15 protein-coding genes are annotated in these 17725 nt (G+C 65.2%); 4 read left to right on the plus strand and 11 right to left on the minus strand.

Annotated features, from left to right (window positions below; genetic code table 11):
- The first annotated feature begins 129 nt into the window (after nt 1-129).
- The gene (locus tag BFE01S_RS10235) at nt 130-1497 is read left to right on the plus strand and encodes a purine-cytosine permease family protein (RefSeq protein ID WP_028225403.1); all 1368 of its coding nucleotides are present in this window, start codon (nt 130-132) and stop codon (nt 1495-1497) included.
- A 123-nt stretch (nt 1498-1620) separates the two neighbouring features.
- Here BFE01S_RS10235 and BFE01S_RS10240 read toward each other — a convergent pair whose 3' ends face one another.
- From BFE01S_RS10240 to BFE01S_RS10275, 8 genes are all read right to left on the minus strand, one after another.
- Entirely contained in the window at nt 1621-2610 is a 990-nt protein-coding gene (locus tag BFE01S_RS10240; RefSeq protein ID WP_245621074.1) for a porin, read from the minus strand.
- A 61-nt stretch (nt 2611-2671) separates the two neighbouring features.
- Nucleotides 2672-3484: an ABC transporter permease gene (locus BFE01S_RS10245; protein WP_218002905.1), complete on the minus strand. Its 813-nt coding sequence runs from the start codon at nt 3482-3484 to the stop codon at nt 2672-2674.
- 1 nt (nt 3485) lies between these two features.
- Nucleotides 3486-4397 (minus strand): ABC transporter permease, encoded by a 912-nt coding sequence (locus BFE01S_RS38160; protein ID WP_042337424.1) that lies wholly within the window; start codon nt 4395-4397, stop codon nt 3486-3488.
- On the minus strand, nt 4394-5461 hold the full coding sequence (locus BFE01S_RS10255) for an ABC transporter ATP-binding protein (protein WP_028225406.1): 1068 nt from the start codon (nt 5459-5461) through the stop codon (nt 4394-4396). The genes BFE01S_RS38160 and BFE01S_RS10255 overlap by 4 nt, the downstream gene beginning before the upstream one ends.
- Before the next feature lie 23 nt (nt 5462-5484).
- Entirely contained in the window at nt 5485-6537 is a 1053-nt protein-coding gene (locus BFE01S_RS10260) for an ABC transporter substrate-binding protein (protein ID WP_052420845.1), read from the minus strand.
- Nucleotides 6538-6634: 97 nt separating this feature from the next.
- Complete coding sequence (locus BFE01S_RS10265) at nt 6635-7651, minus strand: histone deacetylase family protein (protein WP_028225408.1); 1017 nt, start codon at nt 7649-7651, stop codon at nt 6635-6637.
- Nucleotides 7652-7664: 13 nt separating this feature from the next.
- On the minus strand, nt 7665-9041 hold the full coding sequence (locus tag BFE01S_RS38165; protein WP_169742615.1) for an MFS transporter: 1377 nt from the start codon (nt 9039-9041) through the stop codon (nt 7665-7667).
- Between the two features lie 151 nt (nt 9042-9192).
- The gene (locus BFE01S_RS10275; RefSeq protein WP_028225409.1) at nt 9193-10551 is read right to left on the minus strand and encodes an aminotransferase; all 1359 of its coding nucleotides are present in this window, start codon (nt 10549-10551) and stop codon (nt 9193-9195) included.
- Between the two features lie 303 nt (nt 10552-10854).
- On the opposite strand from BFE01S_RS10275, the gene BFE01S_RS38170 reads away from it, so the two are divergent.
- Nucleotides 10855-11670: an IclR family transcriptional regulator gene (locus BFE01S_RS38170; RefSeq protein WP_042337425.1), complete on the plus strand. Its 816-nt coding sequence runs from the start codon at nt 10855-10857 to the stop codon at nt 11668-11670.
- A gap of 72 nt (nt 11671-11742) precedes the next feature.
- Here the strand turns inward: BFE01S_RS38170 and BFE01S_RS10285 are convergent, their stop codons facing one another.
- From BFE01S_RS10285 to BFE01S_RS10295, 3 genes are all read right to left on the minus strand, one after another.
- Entirely contained in the window at nt 11743-13092 is a 1350-nt protein-coding gene (locus BFE01S_RS10285; RefSeq protein WP_028225410.1) for an MFS transporter, read from the minus strand.
- A 98-nt stretch (nt 13093-13190) separates the two neighbouring features.
- The gene (locus tag BFE01S_RS10290) at nt 13191-14822 is read right to left on the minus strand and encodes a GMC family oxidoreductase (protein WP_407668197.1); all 1632 of its coding nucleotides are present in this window, start codon (nt 14820-14822) and stop codon (nt 13191-13193) included.
- Nucleotides 14819-16255, minus strand: a complete 1437-nt coding sequence (locus tag BFE01S_RS10295) for an NAD-dependent succinate-semialdehyde dehydrogenase (RefSeq protein WP_028225412.1) — start codon at nt 16253-16255, stop codon at nt 14819-14821. Before BFE01S_RS10295 ends, BFE01S_RS10290 begins: the two co-directional genes overlap by 4 nt.
- A 293-nt stretch (nt 16256-16548) precedes the next feature.
- Here BFE01S_RS10295 and BFE01S_RS10300 point away from each other — a divergent pair, with 293 nt between their 5' ends.
- Together BFE01S_RS10300 and BFE01S_RS10305 are read left to right on the plus strand one after the other, a co-directional pair.
- Nucleotides 16549-16950: a cupin domain-containing protein gene (locus BFE01S_RS10300; protein ID WP_028225413.1), complete on the plus strand. Its 402-nt coding sequence runs from the start codon at nt 16549-16551 to the stop codon at nt 16948-16950.
- Nucleotides 16947-17711, plus strand: coding sequence for an HpcH/HpaI aldolase family protein (locus BFE01S_RS10305; protein WP_028225414.1), 765 nt, complete (start codon nt 16947-16949; stop codon nt 17709-17711). Before BFE01S_RS10300 ends, BFE01S_RS10305 begins: the two co-directional genes overlap by 4 nt.
- Nucleotides 17712-17725 lie beyond the last annotated feature (14 nt).

Consider the following 17725-nt stretch of genomic DNA (forward strand, 5'->3'; position numbering starts at 1 on the left):
CCACACGGTGGGAGCGCTCGCACGTTCTTCGCAGCACCGGCTGCCGGCCCGGCGTCAAGGCAGCCCCGCGCCAAAGTCGCAATGCGGTTCAGACGCCGTTCGCAAATTCCAGACTCGAGGAGCAGGATCATGGCCAATCTGGCGCAGGAAAGCACGGAGGGAGACGTCGATCTTTCGACCGTCGCCATTCCCGAGAGCGCAAGAATGCCCCCCTTTGCGCTGACGATGGCGTGGTGGGCGGTATGTAGTGCGGTCTTCTATATCGTGGTCGGCGCGACGCTTGCGCTCAATTATGGCGCGCGTAACGCTTTGATCGGCATGGCGCTATCGGTTGTTTCCTATGGCGCTGTCAACGCGGTCATCAGCCGATTCGCCATTCGTACGGGTTTGTCGGTCGCGCTCTTCTCGCGTGTCCTGTTCGGCAGCGCGGGCGCTGCGCTCGCGACGTTGATCTTCTTCGCAACGGCCATCTACTACGCGGTATTCGAGGGCTCGGTCATCGCCGTCGCGGCCAATCACCTGTTTCCCGCGCTCGCATACAAGTGGGCCGCGCTGATTGTGGTCTGCTACAGCGTGCCGCTCGTGTTCGGCAGCGTGCAGCACTGGCTGGACAAGTTCAACGGCGTGCTGCTGCCGTTTTACCTGCTGGGACTCCTGGCGGCTGTGGGACTCACGACCTGGGAATACGGCTATAACGCGTCCTGGCTGGATTTCGGCCCCAGGGGCGCGGTGCCGGCAGACGGGTGGTGGCACTGCTTCGTCTATTACATGGGCGTGTGGGTGCTCATGATGTTCACATTCGACTACGCCCGCTTTGGGCGCAAGGAAGATGCGCACTATCACGGTCGCTGGAATTTCGGCATGCCGTTCTATCTCGTCACCTTTCTCGTCAACGGCGCGGCGGGCATTTACCTCGTCAGCACCATTCCGGGCCTGGGCACACTCTCGGAAGTTTCGGTCGTGCTGGCATTGCTCAAGCTGATGGGCATCTGGGGGCTGCTGTTCGTGTGGGTCACGCAGTCGCGAATCAACACGGCGAACTACTATCTCGCGACCATCAACATGCAGGCGTTCTTTCAGAAAGTCGCGGGCCTGTGGGCGCCGAAGTTCGTGTGGGCACTGGTCGTCGGCGCGGTGGTCTACGTGCTGATGATGGCCGACATTTTTTCGAAAATCCTGTTGGCGCTCGCCTGGCAGGGTATTTTCGTGGTCGCGTGGGTCGGTGTCGCGCTTGCCCATATCATGTCGGCGCGCTATGAACGACTCGTCGGAACCGAAATTGAATGCCGGGATTCCCACGTATCACAGTTCAATCCGGGTGGGTTGGTTGCCTGGTTCTCCGGAGCATTCGTCGGGCTTGCCTTGAACACCGCATCGGGCTTTCTCGCATCGCTTTCTGCGCCAGCGACGTTCGTCATTTCCTGGGTGGTTTATAGCGGCTTGCTGGCGGCTGCGAAACGGACCTGGTTCGTGCGAAACACCCTGGCAGATCAGTAATCCGGTAGACATCGTTTCGAAGCGGTCACGGGTCACAGGCCATGTCGAACGGAGAGAGTCGATTCAACCGCAGGCTGACCCTCTTCGTGAACCCGAGCCGCGATGGACCGCTTCATTTTCCGCTCAGAATCGATGCACCAACCCGACCTGAACACCGCGTGCGTCCGCGCCGGGATACGCCAGCGGAAGCCCGGCATTGGCTGCTCCCGCCAGGGTGTAACTGGCTTTCCCGCGGTTTTGCAGAAAGGACGCCGCCGCATAAAAACTGGTGCGCTTCGAAACATCATGGTTGTACATCAGGCTGAACTGTCGCGCACCGTTGCCTGCCGAGGTGCGGTCCGTCAGTTGCGCCCAGCCGAGCGCCACGTAGTTGAGCGGATTGATCGTGTACCCGACCGACACGCCGTAGGTGTTCGCGTCCAGCGCCAATTCGTCCCACTTTGCCCACGTGTAGGCGCCATAGACAGTGAACTGGCCGATTGCGTATGAGACGCCGGAAAGGATGGTGCGATCGGTCGCCGCATCTTCGGTGTTGTGCAGCGCCTGGCCCGCGACGAACGCGGAGAACGGCCCCTGGTCGTAGGTAACGTCGAACTGGTAGCTCGCGCCGGTTTGACGCAGTCCGCCCGCATTGCCCAAGCCGAGATAGATGCCCCCCTTCAATCCATGAAACGAAGGCGAAAGATACGAAATCGTATTGCTGGTGCGTATTTCATAGGTCGTGATGTTGTCCAGTCCCGAGGCCTGCGTAACCGCGCCGAACGCGTCCATTCGCCCTTCGTCGATGAAGAGCGGCGAGTTCTGGCGCCCTACTCGCACCTGCCCCCAGTCGCTCGACAGGCCAACCCAGGCCTGGCGGTTGAACAGGCTGCCCGAGGTGGCGAGCGCTCCGGTGCTGGGTACGAAGCCGTTTTCGAGCACGAAATTGACGGCATAGCCATCGCCCAGGTCTTCCTTGCCGCGTAGCCCGAAGCGGCTCGCCCACTGACCGCTCGAGCCCATCGCCGCCGTATAGCCCGATCCGGTGTCGACGTATTGCACGAATTCGTCGACGATGCCGTAGAGCGTGAGGCTCGATTGCGCATGCGCGGTGCCCGCGTAGCCCGCCGCCATAACAAATAAAGTAGTCCTTAATTTTTTCATGGTCATAGAGAATTGTAAGAGGGATAAAATTTCAGTCGTTGCGGTTCTTCTTCGAGAGCGCCTGCGCACTGATCAGCGCGGCAGTCGAAATCACAATGAGGAGCGTGGAGATCGCCGCGATGGTCGGATCCTGCTGGTCGCGGATATTCTCGAACATGAGCCTCGTCAGCGTAGAGGTGTCGCCTCCGGAAACGAACAATACGATCACCGTTTCGTCGAACGAGGTCATGAACGAGAACAACAGCGACGAATAGATCGCCGGTGCGATCTGCGGCAGCGTGATTTCGAAGAACGCCCGCAGGCGGCCCGCCCCAAGGCTGCACGCCACCATTTCCTGCGTAAGATCGCAGGTTTCGAGTCCGGTGCCGACCGTGATCACGACATAGGGCAGTGCCAGCAACGTATGCGAAAGCACGAGGCCAGTAAGCGTATTGTTCAGACCAAGCCTGGCGTACACGAAGAACACGCCCACCGCAATCAGGATGACCGGCGCGATCATCGGCAACATGAAGACCGCACGCATGGCACCGCCGACCTTCCCGCCAAGATGGCGAATCGCGTAAGCGCCGGCCGTGCCGAGTGCCGTGGCAAGCACGACCGTAGCAATCGCCACTTCGGTCGAGACCCAGGCGCCGTGCATCCAGTCATCCGAAGCGAGGAAGCTGCGATACCAGCGCAGACTGAGCCGCTGCGGCGGAAAATGCAGGAAACTGTCCGCCGAAAACGACATCGGGATGACGAGCAGACAGGGGACGACGAGAAATGCCAGCACCAGTGCGCACACGAAGTAGAGCCAGGCGCGCTGCGCGTGTGTGATCTGCGTGTCGGTAGCCATCATTTGCATCTCAGCGTTCCTCCCGGGGAGCGACTGCACGGCCAAAGCGCCGCATGATCGCGGCCACGGCCAGCGCGATCAGCACGAGTACGACACCCTGCGCGCTCACGAGCCCCCAATCGCCCTCGGTGGCGAGCGTGGTCTGAATCTGCATGGCCATCACGTTGACATTGCCGCCTCCCAGCAACGCGGGCGTCACGTAGTAGCCCAGCGAGATCACGAACACCATGACAACGCCGGCCGTGAGTCCTGTGAGCGTCTGCGGGAAAAACACCTGCCAGAAGGCGGCGCGCGGGGTCGCACCGCAGTTCGCGGCCGCTTTCATGAGCGCGGGATCGACCGAACGCATCACGCCGTAAAGCGGCATGATCAACACGGGCGTCATGACATGCACCATGCCGATCACCACGCCGGTGAAGTTGTTCACGAGATGCAGCGGCGCCGCCAGCAGGCCGTGGCCAACCAGCAGATCGTTCACCACGCCGTTACGCTGCAGCAGCACGAGCCACGCATAGGTGCGCACGAGCGTCGAGGTCCAGTAAGGCAGCACCACGGCTACGAGCAGCACGCCGGCAAGGCGCCGCGGCACCTGTGACAGCAGATAGGCGACGGGATAGCCGATCAGTGCGGCACCAAGGGTGACCGCGAGAGAAACCTCGAGCGTCGTCGCAACGGAGTTCAGATAGAGCGGGTCGAGCAGCGCGCGGTAGTTGGCGAGCGACCATTGCCCCGACCCGTCCAGCAGCGACTGCTCGAAGAGCCACGCGAACGGGACAGCCAGCAAGGTGCCGACGATGGCAAGCCCCGGCAGGCCAAGCAGGGCCACGCGCAAGCGTCCGAAAGCTTCGAGCCGCCGCAGCGCGCTTTCGTTCTCCGGCGCCGCCGCGTGGAGGATCGCCGCTTCGTTCGATGCGAGCTTCATGCACCCTCCCCGACGAGCACGAGCGCGTCGCGCGGCAAACCGATCTTCACGCGCTGGCCCGGCGCAAGCGCCCTGCTCTGGTTGCACGCGGTATCGGGCGGCATCATGACTTTCACTTCGTATCCGTCCGCAAGATCGGCATAAACGATGTGCGCGTCGCCGCGATAGAGCTGGTCCTTCACGACGGCTTCGAAGCACACGCTATCCGCGTCCTCGTTCTCGACAATGCGCAGCGACTCCGGCCGCAATGCCATCCACAGATCGCCCGCCGGCGTGCGCACGGGTGCCGCGCTCACCTGCGTGCCGGCAAACCATGCCGCCTGCCCTTCGCGCCGCAGCGGCACCATGCAGGTCTCGCCGATGAACTGCGCAACGAAGCGGGTGCGCGGGCGCCGGTAGACTTCTTCGGGCGCGCCCACCTGCGCGAGCTTGCCGCCATTGACGATGGCAATGCGATCGGACAGCGTCAGCGCCTCCTGCTGGTCGTGCGTGACGTTGATCGTGGTGGTGCCGAAGCGCTCGTGCAGCCTGCGGATCTCGACCTGCATGCGGTCACGCAACTGTTTGTCGAGCGCCGAGAGCGGTTCGTCGAGCAGCAGGATACGCGGCTCGAACACGAGTGCGCGGGCAAGCGCGACGCGCTGGCGCTGGCCGCCCGAAAGCGCGCCGATATGGCGCTCGCCGAAACCTTCCAGTTGCACCACCTCGAGCATGGCGTCCACGCGCCGCCGCCGCTCGCGCGCCTCCACGCCGCGCAGCTTCAGCGGATAGCCGACGTTGTCCGCCACGCTCATATGCGGAAAGAGCGCGTAGTTCTGGAACACCATGCCGATGTCGCGCCGGTGCGGCGGCATGGTCAGCAATTCGACGCCGGCCACCTCGATCGACCCGGAACTCGCACGCGTGAAGCCCGCCAGCACCATCAGCAGAGTGGTCTTGCCGCTGCCGGACGGGCCGAGCAGCGTGAGAAACTCGCCCGCGCCGATATCGAGTGACACGTCGTTGAGCACCTTCGCTGCGCCATACGACTTGCTCACCTTCCTGATCGAAACCGTTGCCTTCATGGTCTGCACCTGTTCGTCGCCGCTCAGCGCGCAATGGCGGCCTTGTAGCGCGCCGTCGCCGTTTTCTGGTTGTCGCCGGCGCCCCACCAGCGTCCGTCGATCTTCACCGCCTTCGCAAGGTTCTGCGGGCTCGAGTTCAGCTCGGCCAGCGCCTGCGCCGAGAACGGCCTGACGTCGAATGCGCGCGTATTGGTCGGACCGTAGCCGTCGAGGTACTGCGGAATATTCGCCTGCAATCCGGGCGACATCATCAGCGCGATCATCTTTTGCGCGGCGGCTGCGTGGCGTGCGCCCTTCGGTATCGCGAGACAGCCCATGCCGAGCAGGGTCTGCTCGCTCGAATACGCCACGGGTGCGTTGTCCTTGAGCACGGGCGTGAGGCGGCTGCCCCAGATCATCTCCATGTCCACTTCGCCGCTCTCGATCAACTGCGCCGATTGCGCACCGCTCGACCACCAGACGCTCACATTCGGTTTGAGCTTTTCGATCGAGCGCAGCGCGCGGTCGAGATCGAGCGGATAGAGCTTGTCGGGCTGCACGCCGTCGGCCAGCGAGGCAATCTCGAGCGACTCGATCGGCGCATCCGACATCGCGCGCCGGCCCGGAAACTTGCTGACGTTCCAGAAGTCCTGCCAGGTACGGGGCGGATTGTTCGCGTACTTGTCCTTGCGATAGGCGAGCACGACGCTGTAGTAATTGCTCGCGATCCAGTCCTTCGCCCAGGCGCTCTGTGGAATGCCGTCGGTCTTGATCTGCCGGTAGTCGAGCGGCTCGAACAAGCCTTGTGTGCTACCCGCCGCACACTCGTCCGAGCCTAGATTGACGATGTCCCATGCTGGACTGCCCGATTGCACCTGCAGGCGGACGGCCGTCAGCCCCGGCGTCGTATTTTGCGCGAGCGAAAGACCGAGTTGCGTCGCCGCCGGCTGGGCGAGCGCCTCGACCATGCCCTTCTGGTACGCGCCGCCGTAGCCGGCGAAAGTCACCGTCTCGCCGGCCTGCGCAACGCCGCTCGCAATGCCGCTCGCAACAGTGAGCGCCAAAACACCGGTCACCTGTTTCATTTGTTTCAGCATCTCAAACTCCTTCCTCTTTTGTTTAATTCGTATTACGAAATAATATGAGCAGATCGAATGACGCCTTGTTCCTGCACGTGTGCTTCGCTTGAGCGCGCTAGCGCCACGCGCGCAGCACGGCGCCCAGGTTGTCGCCGAGATCCGGCGCAAGGTAGCCGCCTTCCTGCACGAGCACGGTCGGCAGACCCAGTTGGGCGAGCCGCATGCCGATCCGGGCGAAGCCACGCTCCGTGATCTGGAGGTACGCGAACGGGTCGTGCTTCGAGGCGTCGAGGCCCAGCGCCACGACGAGGGCCTCCGGCGCAAACCGGCCTATCTCCCCGCAGGCCACGTCGAGTGCGGCGAGATAGGCGTCGTCACCCGTCCCCTTCGGCAGCGGATAGTTGCGGTTGCGGCCGAACGCAGCGCCCGTGCCGCGCTCGTGCACGCCACCGCTGAAAAACGGATACGCCACGGAGGGGTCCACATGCAGAGAAACCGTCAACACGTCGGGATCGGAGTAATAGATGCTTTGCTGGCCGTTGCCGTGATGCACGTCGACATCGATGACCGCAATGCGCCGCATGCGCGTGCGTAGCTGCTCGACGGCCACCGCGACATTGTTCACATAGCAGAATCCGCCCGCGCGCTCGCGCTCCGCGTGGTGGCCGGGCGGCCGGCAAAGCGCGTAGGCCGCGCCGTCGCCGGCCAGTACCGCCAGCGCCGCATGATGGGCTGCGTGCGCGCTGCGCAGGATGGCGTGCCAACTGCCGTCCGAGAGCGGCGACGTGCTATCTGCAATATGAAACCCGCAGCGCCCGACGATCGATACGGGGTACACCTTTGCCTCGCCGAAGGGATGAAAGCTCGGCACCATCGGCCCCGCCGCTCCCGTCGCGCGCCGCCAGGCATCGAGACCGTCGCGCAGGAAATCGAGGTAGCGTTCCGTGTGTACCGGTTCGACGGAACTGAGCCCGAAATCGTCCGGGACATGTGCGATACATCCGGCGGCAAGCGCGGCTTCGTGCAGCACGTCCGCGCGGGCGGGCTGTTCGGTATAGGCCCGCTCATGTCCGTGCACGACGAACGACGCGGGGTCGTGCTCGCGCTGGCTTTCGCAGTAGAAGACTTTCATCGTGAATTCGCCCTCACGCCGCGTTGCGCCGCGAAGCGGTGTCCAGCCGATGCGCGTTGACCTGCGCACCCGCGCTCGCGTCCGCCATCCGGAAGCGGCTTGCCGGGATCAGCAGCAGCGCGGCCATGCCCAGCACCTGCACGCCGCACAGGACATAGAAGGCCGGGGCGAAGCCGCCTGCCAGCGTGCGCGCGTAGCCGATCATGAACGGAATCGCGTAGCCGCCGAGATTGCCGCCGATCGTCACCATGGCGAGCGCCGTGCCGGCCGCCGATCCCGAGAACAGCGTGGCAGGTACGGACCACAGCACGCCCGACGCGGTCTGCGCGCCCACGACAGCGAGTACGAGGCCGGCAAGCCCCACCCCGAGGCTGCCCGATGCCACACCCGTCAGCCAGAACCCCAGGACCGAAAGCAGCATCGGCAGGATCGAATGCCAGCGGCGCTCCTGCGTGCGGTCGGAATGGCGCGCGGCAAGCACCATGCAAACGCCGGAGAACACGTAGGGCAGCGCGGAAAGCAGCCCGACATGCAACAGACTGGCGATTCCCGCGCTGCGGAGGATCTGCGGCAGCCAGAAACTCACGCCATAGGCGCCGCCGAGCAATGCGAAGTTCGCGACCGCCATGAGCCAGACCGTGGGGCTGCGCAACGCGTCGCTCACGCGCCCCGGCAGCGCGCTCGCGCCCGCCGCCCCGGCGCCACGTGCCGCCGCGTGAACTTCGCGACGCTGCTGCGGGCTCAGCCATTTCGCGTCCAGCGGATCATTGGGCAGCCACGCGAGCGTGAACAGCGCAAGCCCGATCGCGGGCAGGGCCTCCATCACGAAGAGCCACTGCCACCCGCGCAGCCCCCACCATTGCGGCGCCGCCTGCAGGATCCAGCCCGAGAGCGGGCCGCCCAGCATGCCGCCCAGCGTCAGTCCAAGGAAAAAGATCGCGCACACCTGCGAGCGCAGACGCGCGGGAAACCAGTACGTCATGTAGAGCATGACGCCGGGATAGCAGCCCGCTTCGGCGATGCCGAGCAGGATCCGCATGGCGTAGAACTGATGGGGATTGGCGACGAACGCCGTGCCCGCGGAAACCGCGCCCCAGACGAGCATGATGGCGCCGAGCCACAACCGCGCGCCCACACGCTGGAGAATCAGATTGGCGGGAATTTCGAATGCGCAGTAGCCGAGGAAGAACAACCCTGCGCCGGTGCCGTAGGCGAGATCGCTCAGGCCGATGTCTCCTGCCATTTCAAGCTTGGCGAAGCCGACGTTGACCCGGTCGACGAACGACACGACGAGCAGCAGGACGAGGTAGGGAAGCAGCTTCGTTGCGATCCGGTTGTACAGCACATCGTCCCGGTCGTGCGCGAAGCTGGCACGGCTCAACAGTCTCATGCGTTTACCCTTCGGGTCAGGCGCGCGGCGCACGGATCGATTGACCGTGGTCGCCGCTCGCATATTTGTTTCTCTATACGTTACGTCGTTTCTTTTTTATTCATCGTCGGGCGACAAAAAAACCCTGTCAACCGGAAACCGCGCGTGCCGCTCAGCGGCGAAGTTCTGCCGCCGTTTCGTCGAGGCATTCGCGCACCGCCCCCAGCAGCGCATCGATCTGCGCCTCCGTGCTGATGAGCGGCGGGGCGAACAGCACCGAAGCGCCCAGCGCGCGCAGCAGGAAGCCGCGTGCCTGCAGCAGATCGGTCACGCGTTTGGGCACCTGGAGCTGCGGGTCGAACGGCGCGCGCGTAGCCTTGTCGGCGACGAGTTCGAGCGCGCCCATGAGCCCGATGCCGCGCGCCTCGCCCACGAGCGGATGCTCCCCAAGGTCGCGCAGACCCGCCTGCAGGCGCGCGCCTGCAGCCCTCACACGCTCGATAATCCGGTATTCCTCGTAGAGATCGAGCGTTTCGAGCGCGACCGCCGCCGCCACCGGATGCCCGCCGTAGGTGAAGCCATGGCCGAAGCCGCCGAGCGCGTCGGTCTGGCTCGCAATGGCCTGATAGAGGCGTTCGCTGAGCATGAGCGCCGAAATGGGCTGATACGCCGAAGACAACCCTTTCGCGCAGGCCAGCATGTCCGGTTCCAGGCCGAATGCCTGCGAGCCCCAGTAGTGCCCGGTGCGCCCGAATCCGCAGATCACCTCGTCCACGACGAACAGGATGTCATGCCTGCGCAGCACCGCCTGGACGCCTTCGAAGTAACCGGCCGGCGGCACGACCACGCCGCCCGTGCCCATCACCGGCTCGGCGAAGAACGCGCCGATGGTGTCGGCCCCCTCGGCCACGATCAGTTGCTCGAGCTCGTCGACCAGCCGCGCGCTGAACGCCGCCTCCGTTTCGCCTTCGCGCCCTTCGCGGTAGAAGTGCGGACAGCTCACGTGCAGCATCTCCGGCAACGGAAGGCCCCAGCCCGTCTGCATGTTTGGCAGTCCGGTGAGGCTCGCGGCCGCGACCGTGGTGCCGTGGTAGCCGCGCCGGCGGCCGATGATGCGGCGCTTGCCCGGCCGCCCCGCCGCGGCCTGGTAGTACCAGACGAGCTTGATGGCCGTGTCGATGGCCTCGGAACCCGAACTCTGGAACATGACTTTCGACATCGGCGACGGCGCGAGCGCGAGCAGACGTGCGGCGAGCTCGATCACCGGGCGGCTGCTGCGATGCGCGAAGGTCTGCTGATAGGGCAGCGTCAGCATCTGGCGATAGGCAGCTTCGGCGAGACGCTTCTCGCTGAAGCCGAGCGAAGCGCACCAGAGCCCCGACATCCCTTCGAAATAGCGCTTGCCTTGCGTGTCGATGACATACGGCCCGTCGCCCGATTCAATAATCAGGGCTCCTGTTCTTTCATGTTGACGAAGATTCGTCTGCGGATGCAGGTGGTGATCGATATCGAGTTGATTCAGTGCGTTCATCGGAGTGTCCCTGCCAGTGGCATAACCAGTGAAATCAGCAGCCGGGTTCCCAGCGTTGCCGGAACCACGCCTTGTTTCGTTATAAGTTACCATGTTTCTTATTGCGTAACATAGGTATTTCCGAGAACGTGGCTCTGTCGCGTACCGCGAACCGCCCGTGCGCTCGCCAGCAAGGCCGTTGTGTTATATCTGCAGGAAAAGAGGGCCGCCGACCGGCCATGAACCGCGTGTTCTGGCGCTGCGGCTCGGCGAAATGAACAAGAAGCGTGCGCGCGAATGCGCCGCCCAATGGGATTGGATGGAATGGACGAGGAAAAGACAAAAAGCGGCGTCAAGTCGGTGCAGATGACGTTCGACATTCTGGAAAGCGTTGTCGGTGCCTCGGATGAAATCGGCGTGAGCGAACTCGCCGCGCAGCTCAACACCACGAAGACCACGATCTTTCGCCATCTGCAAACGCTGATGGAGCTCGGCTACCTGGCGCAGAATCCGGTGACCTCGCGGTATCGCCCCGGGGTGAAAGCGTATTTGCTGAGCCGCTCCGCGGCTTCGCGCATCGACCTGCTGAGCGCCTCCGAGGCCGCCATGCGCGATCTGCGCGAGGAACTCGGCATGTCGGTCGTGCTCTCCGGACTGAGCGCGCGCGAACTCACCGTGCTCGCCACGGTAGTCGGCAAGGCAGCGCTCGAAATCGGCGTGCGGCCCGGCACGAATCTCGCACTCAATGCCAACGCGCAAGGCTATGTCGCGCTCGCGTTCGGTCCACCGGAGTTGCGCGCGCAGTTGAAGCGGCAGGAATTGAAGGCCTACACGCCGCATACCCTCACCACACACGCCGAACTCGACGCCGTCGTGCGCAAGACCCGCGAAAAAGGCTTCGCGGTGGCGTTCGAGGCAGAAACGCTCGGCATCAGCGCGGTTGCCGCTCCGCTGCTCGACAGCACGGGGCTCGCAATCGGCACGCTCGCGCTCGTCGGCAGCATCCAGTACATCCCGAAGGCGCCATCGGCCGCCATCGTCGATCCGCTGGTACGCACCGCCCTGCGCATCTCGTGGAATCTCGGCTACAAGGGCAGCGATCTGCACCACGCTCAGAGCGCTCAGCCCGGCAACGGCTGAACGCGCGCGCAGCGGAAAGCGGCGCCTCCCGCGCGGCCGCACGATGCACGCGCGGGCGGCGGCGCGTGCCGCTCAAACCGGCGTGTCGCCGTACAGTGTCGGCTTGGCGGCTTGCCTGCGCTGGCGCAACTGCGGCACGCAGGCCATCGTCAGCGCGCCGACCAGCGTCACTGCCGCGAGCGCATAGAGCCCGCTTTCGAGGTGCCCCGTGCGGTCGCGCAGCCAGCCCATCAGGAACGGGCTCGCATATCCGCCCAGATTGCCGATCATCGCCATCAGCGCGATCGCAGCCGCGGCAGCCTGCCCCGTCAGCAGCACGCCCGGCAGCGCCCATAGCACGCAGAACCCCGAAAGGCCGCCGGCCATCGCCACGCTCAGGCCCATCAGCGAAAGCCACGGTTCGGTGTGAAAGCATGCGCTGAACGCGAGCCCGGCCGCGGAAAGCGCCGTGGCAATCGTGCCGTGCCAGCGCCGCTCCTTCGTGCGGTCCGAATGCTTGCTGACGACGATCATCACCACGGCCGCCACCGCAAACGGCACGGCGGCCAGCAAGCCCGTGGTCAGCAGGTTGCGGACGCCCAGATTCTTCACGATCTGCGGCATCCAGAACGACACGCCGTAGGTGCCGCATAGCAGCGTGAAGTTCGTGACGATGAGGCACCAGATGCCGGCGTTCGTGAATGCCGCGCGGAAGTCGTGGCGCGCGCCATCGCGCTCGTTTGCGCTGCGTTGCGCGCCCAGTTGGCTCACCACGCGGGCGTTGTCGTCGGCGCTCAGCCAATGAACCTTGCCGGGGCCGTCGTCAAGATAGAAGTACGTAACAATGCCGAACAGGATGGCGGGCGAGCCTTCGAGCAGGAACAGCCACTGCCAGCCCGCGAGACCCCAGACACCCGCGAAGGTCTGCATGATCCAGCCCGAGAGCGGACTGCCGAACACACCCGCGAGCGCGATCCCCAGGTTGAAATACGCCATGGCCTGGGAGCGCGCATAGGTCGGGAACCAGTACGTGAGATAGAGCACGATGCCCGGGTAGAAACCGGCTTCGGAAATGCCCAGCAAAAAGCGCAGGACATAGAACGACGTGGGCGAATGCACGAACAGCATGCACGACGAAACGATCCCCCACACGACCATGATGCGTGCGATCCAGAATTTCGCGCCCACGCGCTGCAGCATCAGGTTGCTCGGTATCTCGCACAGGCAGTAGCCGATGAAGAACACCCCCGCGCCGAAGCCGAACGCCGTATCGGAAAGACCGATATCGGCGGCCATCTGAAGCTTCGCGAAGCCGACGTTGACGCGGTCGAGAAATGAAATGATGTAGAGAAAGAACAGGAACGGCAGAATGCGCCGCGCGATGCGGTTATAGAGCGCCCAGTCGCGTGCGGACTCGAACGTCGGGCGGGAAAGCAGATTCATGTTGTCTCCTCAACTGCGTGCTGTAGTGTACGTCTCATGCGTTTTCGGCCAGCGAAACGGCGCGGCTCTGCGGCCGCGTCCGCCTCGTGCCCATGTATTCAGGCAGCGTGCCGCGTGCCTGCCCGCCGCTGAGCGAGCATGAATCCGGCGCAGCGTTCTCCGATCATGATGGTGGGCGCATTCGTATTGCCGCTTACGATCAGCGGCATCACCGAAGCGTCGGCGATGCGCAGCCCCTCCAGGCCCCGCACCTTCAGTTCCGGCGTGACGACGGAAAGCGCATCGGTGCCCATCTTGCAGGTGCCCACCGGATGGAACACCGTTTTCGCCACCGTGCGCACGTAATCCTCGTAGACAGGCAGGGGAATCGCGTCGTCGGCCGTGTCGGGCAGCACGAGCATGCCGTCGAGCAGGCTCGCGAGCGACGGCGCACGCATGATACGCCGCGCGAAACGCACGCCGGCCACCATCGTGCGCAGATCGTCCTCGTCGGAGAGAAAACCGGCGTCGAGCGAGAAGTCGTCGTGCGGATCGGCGCTGCGCAAGCGCAGCGTGCCGCGCGACTTCGGCCGCAACGCGCACGGATTCAGCGAGAGGCCATGCCCTTGCGGCGCAGCCCGATCGACATCGCCGACGAGCGCGGGCACGACGTGAAACTGCACGTCGGGCCGCCCGCAGCCGGTCGCATCGACGAACGCACCGCTTTCAATCACGTTGGAGGTCAACAGACCGCGCCGTGCCGCCACGTACTGCAAGCCGTGACGCAGCGCCTTGACGCCGCGGTCGTGGCCGAGCAGGCTGACCGGTTCGCGCGTGCGCGCATAGACCGACGCCGCGAGATGGTCCTGGAAATTGCGCCCGACGCCGGGCAGATCGTGCAGCACACCCACGCCCAGGTCGCGCAGATGCACGCCGTCGCCCACGCCCGAGAGCATCAGGATCTTCGGCGTGGCAAGCGCACCCGCGCTCAGCACGACTTCTTCCCGGCAGCGGAATTCGTGGCGCGTGCCGTCGTCCGCTCGCGCGATCACGCCGACCGCGCGGCGCCCCTCGAACACCAGCCGCTCGACCGCGTAACCGGTCCGCACGCTCAGGTCGCGATGGCCGCGCATGGGCCCGAGGTAGGCCACGGCCGAGCTGCAGCGGCGCCCCGCGTCGGTCGTCGTCTGGTAATAGCCCACCCCCTCCTGGCGCGCACCGTTGAAGTCCTCGGTATACGGCACGCCCGCCTCCATCGCGGCCTTGACGAACGCGACACTCAGCGCGTGCCGGTGCGTACCGTCGCTCACTTTCAGCGGTCCGTGCTGGCCGTGCAGGGGCGCGCCGAGGCGCCGGTTGCCCTCGGCGCGGAGGAAATACGGCAGCACGTCGGCGAAGCTCCAGCCCGTTGCGCCGGCTTCGGCCCAGTCGTCGTAATCCTGCTGCTGGCCGCGAATGTAGATCATCGCGTTCACCGAGCTGCCGCCGCCCAGCGTTCGCCCTTGCGGGATATACACTTCGCGGTCGTTCACGTGCGCCTGCGCGTCGGTACGGTACATCCACGTGCGGCGGGTGCCGTGCACGCGGATGAAAGTACCCGGAATATGGATGAACGGATGGTTGTCGCGCGGGCCGGCCTCGAGCAGCAGCACGCTGCAGCCGGCTTCGACGAGGCGCGCCGCGACCGTGCAGCCGCCCGACCCGCCGCCCGCGACGATGTAATCGAAAGTCTCCATTGCCGCCGCGCTCAAATGCCGACCTGGCTCACGAACTTCGGCTGCAGATAAGCATCGAGCCCTTCGCTGCCGCCCTCGCTGCCGTAGCCGCTGTCCTTCCAGCCGCCAAACGGCGTTTCCGGCGCGGCGAGCCCAAAGTGGTTGATCGAGACCATGCCGCATTCGAGATCGTCGGCAAGGCGCGTGGCTGTGGCGATCGAGCGCGTGAAGGCAAACGAGGCGAGGCCATACGGCAGCGCATTGGCGCGCGCGATCGCCTCGTCGAGCGTGTCGAAGCGCAGGACGGCCGCGATCGGGCCGAACGGCTCGTCGCGCATCACGCGCGCGTGGTCAGGCACGTCGGTCAGCACGGTGGGCTGGAAGAAGAAGCCCGCCGCCGCGCCGAGGCGTTCGCCGCCCACCCGCACGCTCGCGCCGCATTCGCGCGCGTCGGCGACGAAGGCGGCCATCGCATCGACGCGGCGCGCATTCGCGAGCGGGCCCATCTGCGTGCCGGCAGCGTCGCCCGCGCCCACCACGAGCCGCGCACTGTGACTCGCAAAGGCGTCGACAAACGCCTCATACACGCCCGACTGCACGAAAAAGCGCGTGGGCGAAGCACACACCTGACCGGCGTTACGGAACTTGAGCCCGGTGCCGAGCGCGGCGGCCGCGGCTACGTCGGCGTCGTCGCAGACGATGAACGGCGCGTGGCCGCCCAGTTCGAGCGTGCAGCGCTTCAGATGCTGCGCGGCCAGCGCACCGAGCGCACGGCCCACCGGCACCGAACCCGTGAACGAAACCTTGCGGACCACGTCGGATGCGATCAGATACGACGACACTTCCGCCGGCACGCCGAACAGCAGGTTCAGCACGCCGTCCGGCACGCCCGCGTCCTGAAACGCGCGGCACATTTCGATACACGACGAGGGCGTTTCCTCCGGCCCTTTCGCGATGATCGAACAGCCGGCCGCCAGCGCACCCGCGATCTTGCGCACGAGTTGCGAGACCGGGAAGTTCCACGGGCTGAACGCCGCCACCGGCCCCACCGGCTCGCGCTGCACGATCTGGCGCGCGCCGCGCTGACGCGGCGGAATCAGGCGGCCATACGCGCGGCGGCCCTCTTCCGCGTACCAGTCGACGTGATCGCCCGCGCCGCCCGCCTCCATGCGCGCTTCGGCCAGCGGCTTGCCCTGCTCCTTCGTGATGAGCTGCGCGATCGTTTCCGCGCGCTCGCGCAGCAGGTCGGCCGCGCGGCCGAGGATCTTCGCCCGCTCGTACGGCGAAGTCCTGCGCCACACCTCGAAGCCGCGCTGCGCCGCCGCGAGCGCGAGCGCCATGTCCTGTTCGCCCGCAAGCGAGAGTTCGCCGAGCGCCGCGCCCGTGGCGGGATCGCGCACCGTCGCACGCTGCGCATGCGTGCCGGCGCGCCATGCGCCATCGATCAGCAAAGGAGTTTCCAGAGTCATCTTGCGTCCTTGTAGCCCGGTCTTCCGGGCACCTTTCGTTGCCGTTGTGTGTTTCATCTAAAGAAACACAGTTCTTTTCAATGACACATCCTATGTGCACATTTCGAACTATGTCAAGCACTTGCCGCCAGGTATAAATCCCGACGCGTTTTGTGTCAGCCAGGTGTTGACCATCGCGCCGGAGCGGATCTAGCATTCTCTTCATCGAAAATTTGTTCTTTTAATCGAAACAATCGTGCGCGAATGAACTATCGCTTCGCGCGCCGCCGTCCAACTTCGGGAGAGACACGCCGATGAACTATCAGGACCTGCTTCACAACTGGAACGACCTGCCGCGCGAAGTGGTGCGCAAGGGCGTGGAACGCGTCGGGTTTCGTGGCGACGACGTGATGTGCGTAATGAACTGGCTGACGCCCGGCATGCAGGTGTTCCCGCACAGCCACACGTTCGAGCAGCTCGTGCTGATCGTGCAGGGCCGCGTGCGCTTTCACCTCGGCGACGACGTAATCGAAGGCGGCCCCGGCACGATGATCCGCATCCCGCCGCATGTCGTGCACTACGCGGAACCGGTGGGCGACGAGGTCGTGCTCAACCTGGACGTGTTTGCGCCGCTGCGCGAGGACTATCGCCATCTCGTCGAGTACCAGGCGGCCGAATTCACGGCAACGGATGCGCAGGCGGGGGCGCCGGCGTGAGCACGCAAACCTTTCGCCAGCGCCTGCGCTCGGGCGCGCCGGTCGTCAGCTCGTTCATCAAGACCGCCCACTATCAGCCCGTGGAAGTCGCGGGCGCGGCAGGCCTCGACGCCGTGGTGATCGACGCCGAGCATGCCGCCTTCGGCTCGGGCGACCTCGATGCCTGCCTGATGGCGTGCCGCGCTGCGGGCGTAGCCGGCCTCGTCCGCGTGCCGGACACGCGCCCCGCTACGCTCCTGCAGGTGCTCGACATGGGCGCCGCGGGCGTGCTCGTGCCGCACGTGAGAACCGCTGCGCAAGCCGCGGAGATCGTCGCGTGCACACGGTATGTGCAGGGCGTGCGCGGGTTTTCCAATTCGGCCCGCGCGGGCGGCTACGGCGCCGTGCCGATGCGCGAGCACATTGCGCAGCAGGACGAGACGGTCAGCGTGCTCTGCCAGATCGAAGACGAAGAGGCGCTCGCGCATCTGGGCGCCATTGCCGCGGTGGACGGCGTGGATTGCCTCTTCGTCGGTCGCGCCGACCTCTCGGTCTCGCTACGCACCTTCGATCTCGATTCTCCCGCCGTGGCCCGCGCGACGCGCGCCGCGCTCGGCGCGGCCGTCGAAGCCGGCAAGGCCGGCGGCATCTTTCTCGGCGAAACCGCGAGCGTGCCCGAATGGCGCGCCGCCGGCGCCTCGTTTTTCGTCATCGGTTCGGATCAGTCCATGATGCGCGCCGGCTGGCGTCAGGCCGCGCAGCAGGTGCGGGCCGCACTCTGAATAAAAGGAATTGC

The organism is Paraburkholderia ferrariae NBRC 106233 (genome assembly GCF_000685035.1).
In the GTDB taxonomy this organism is placed as follows: Bacteria; Pseudomonadota; Gammaproteobacteria; order Burkholderiales; family Burkholderiaceae; genus Paraburkholderia; species Paraburkholderia ferrariae.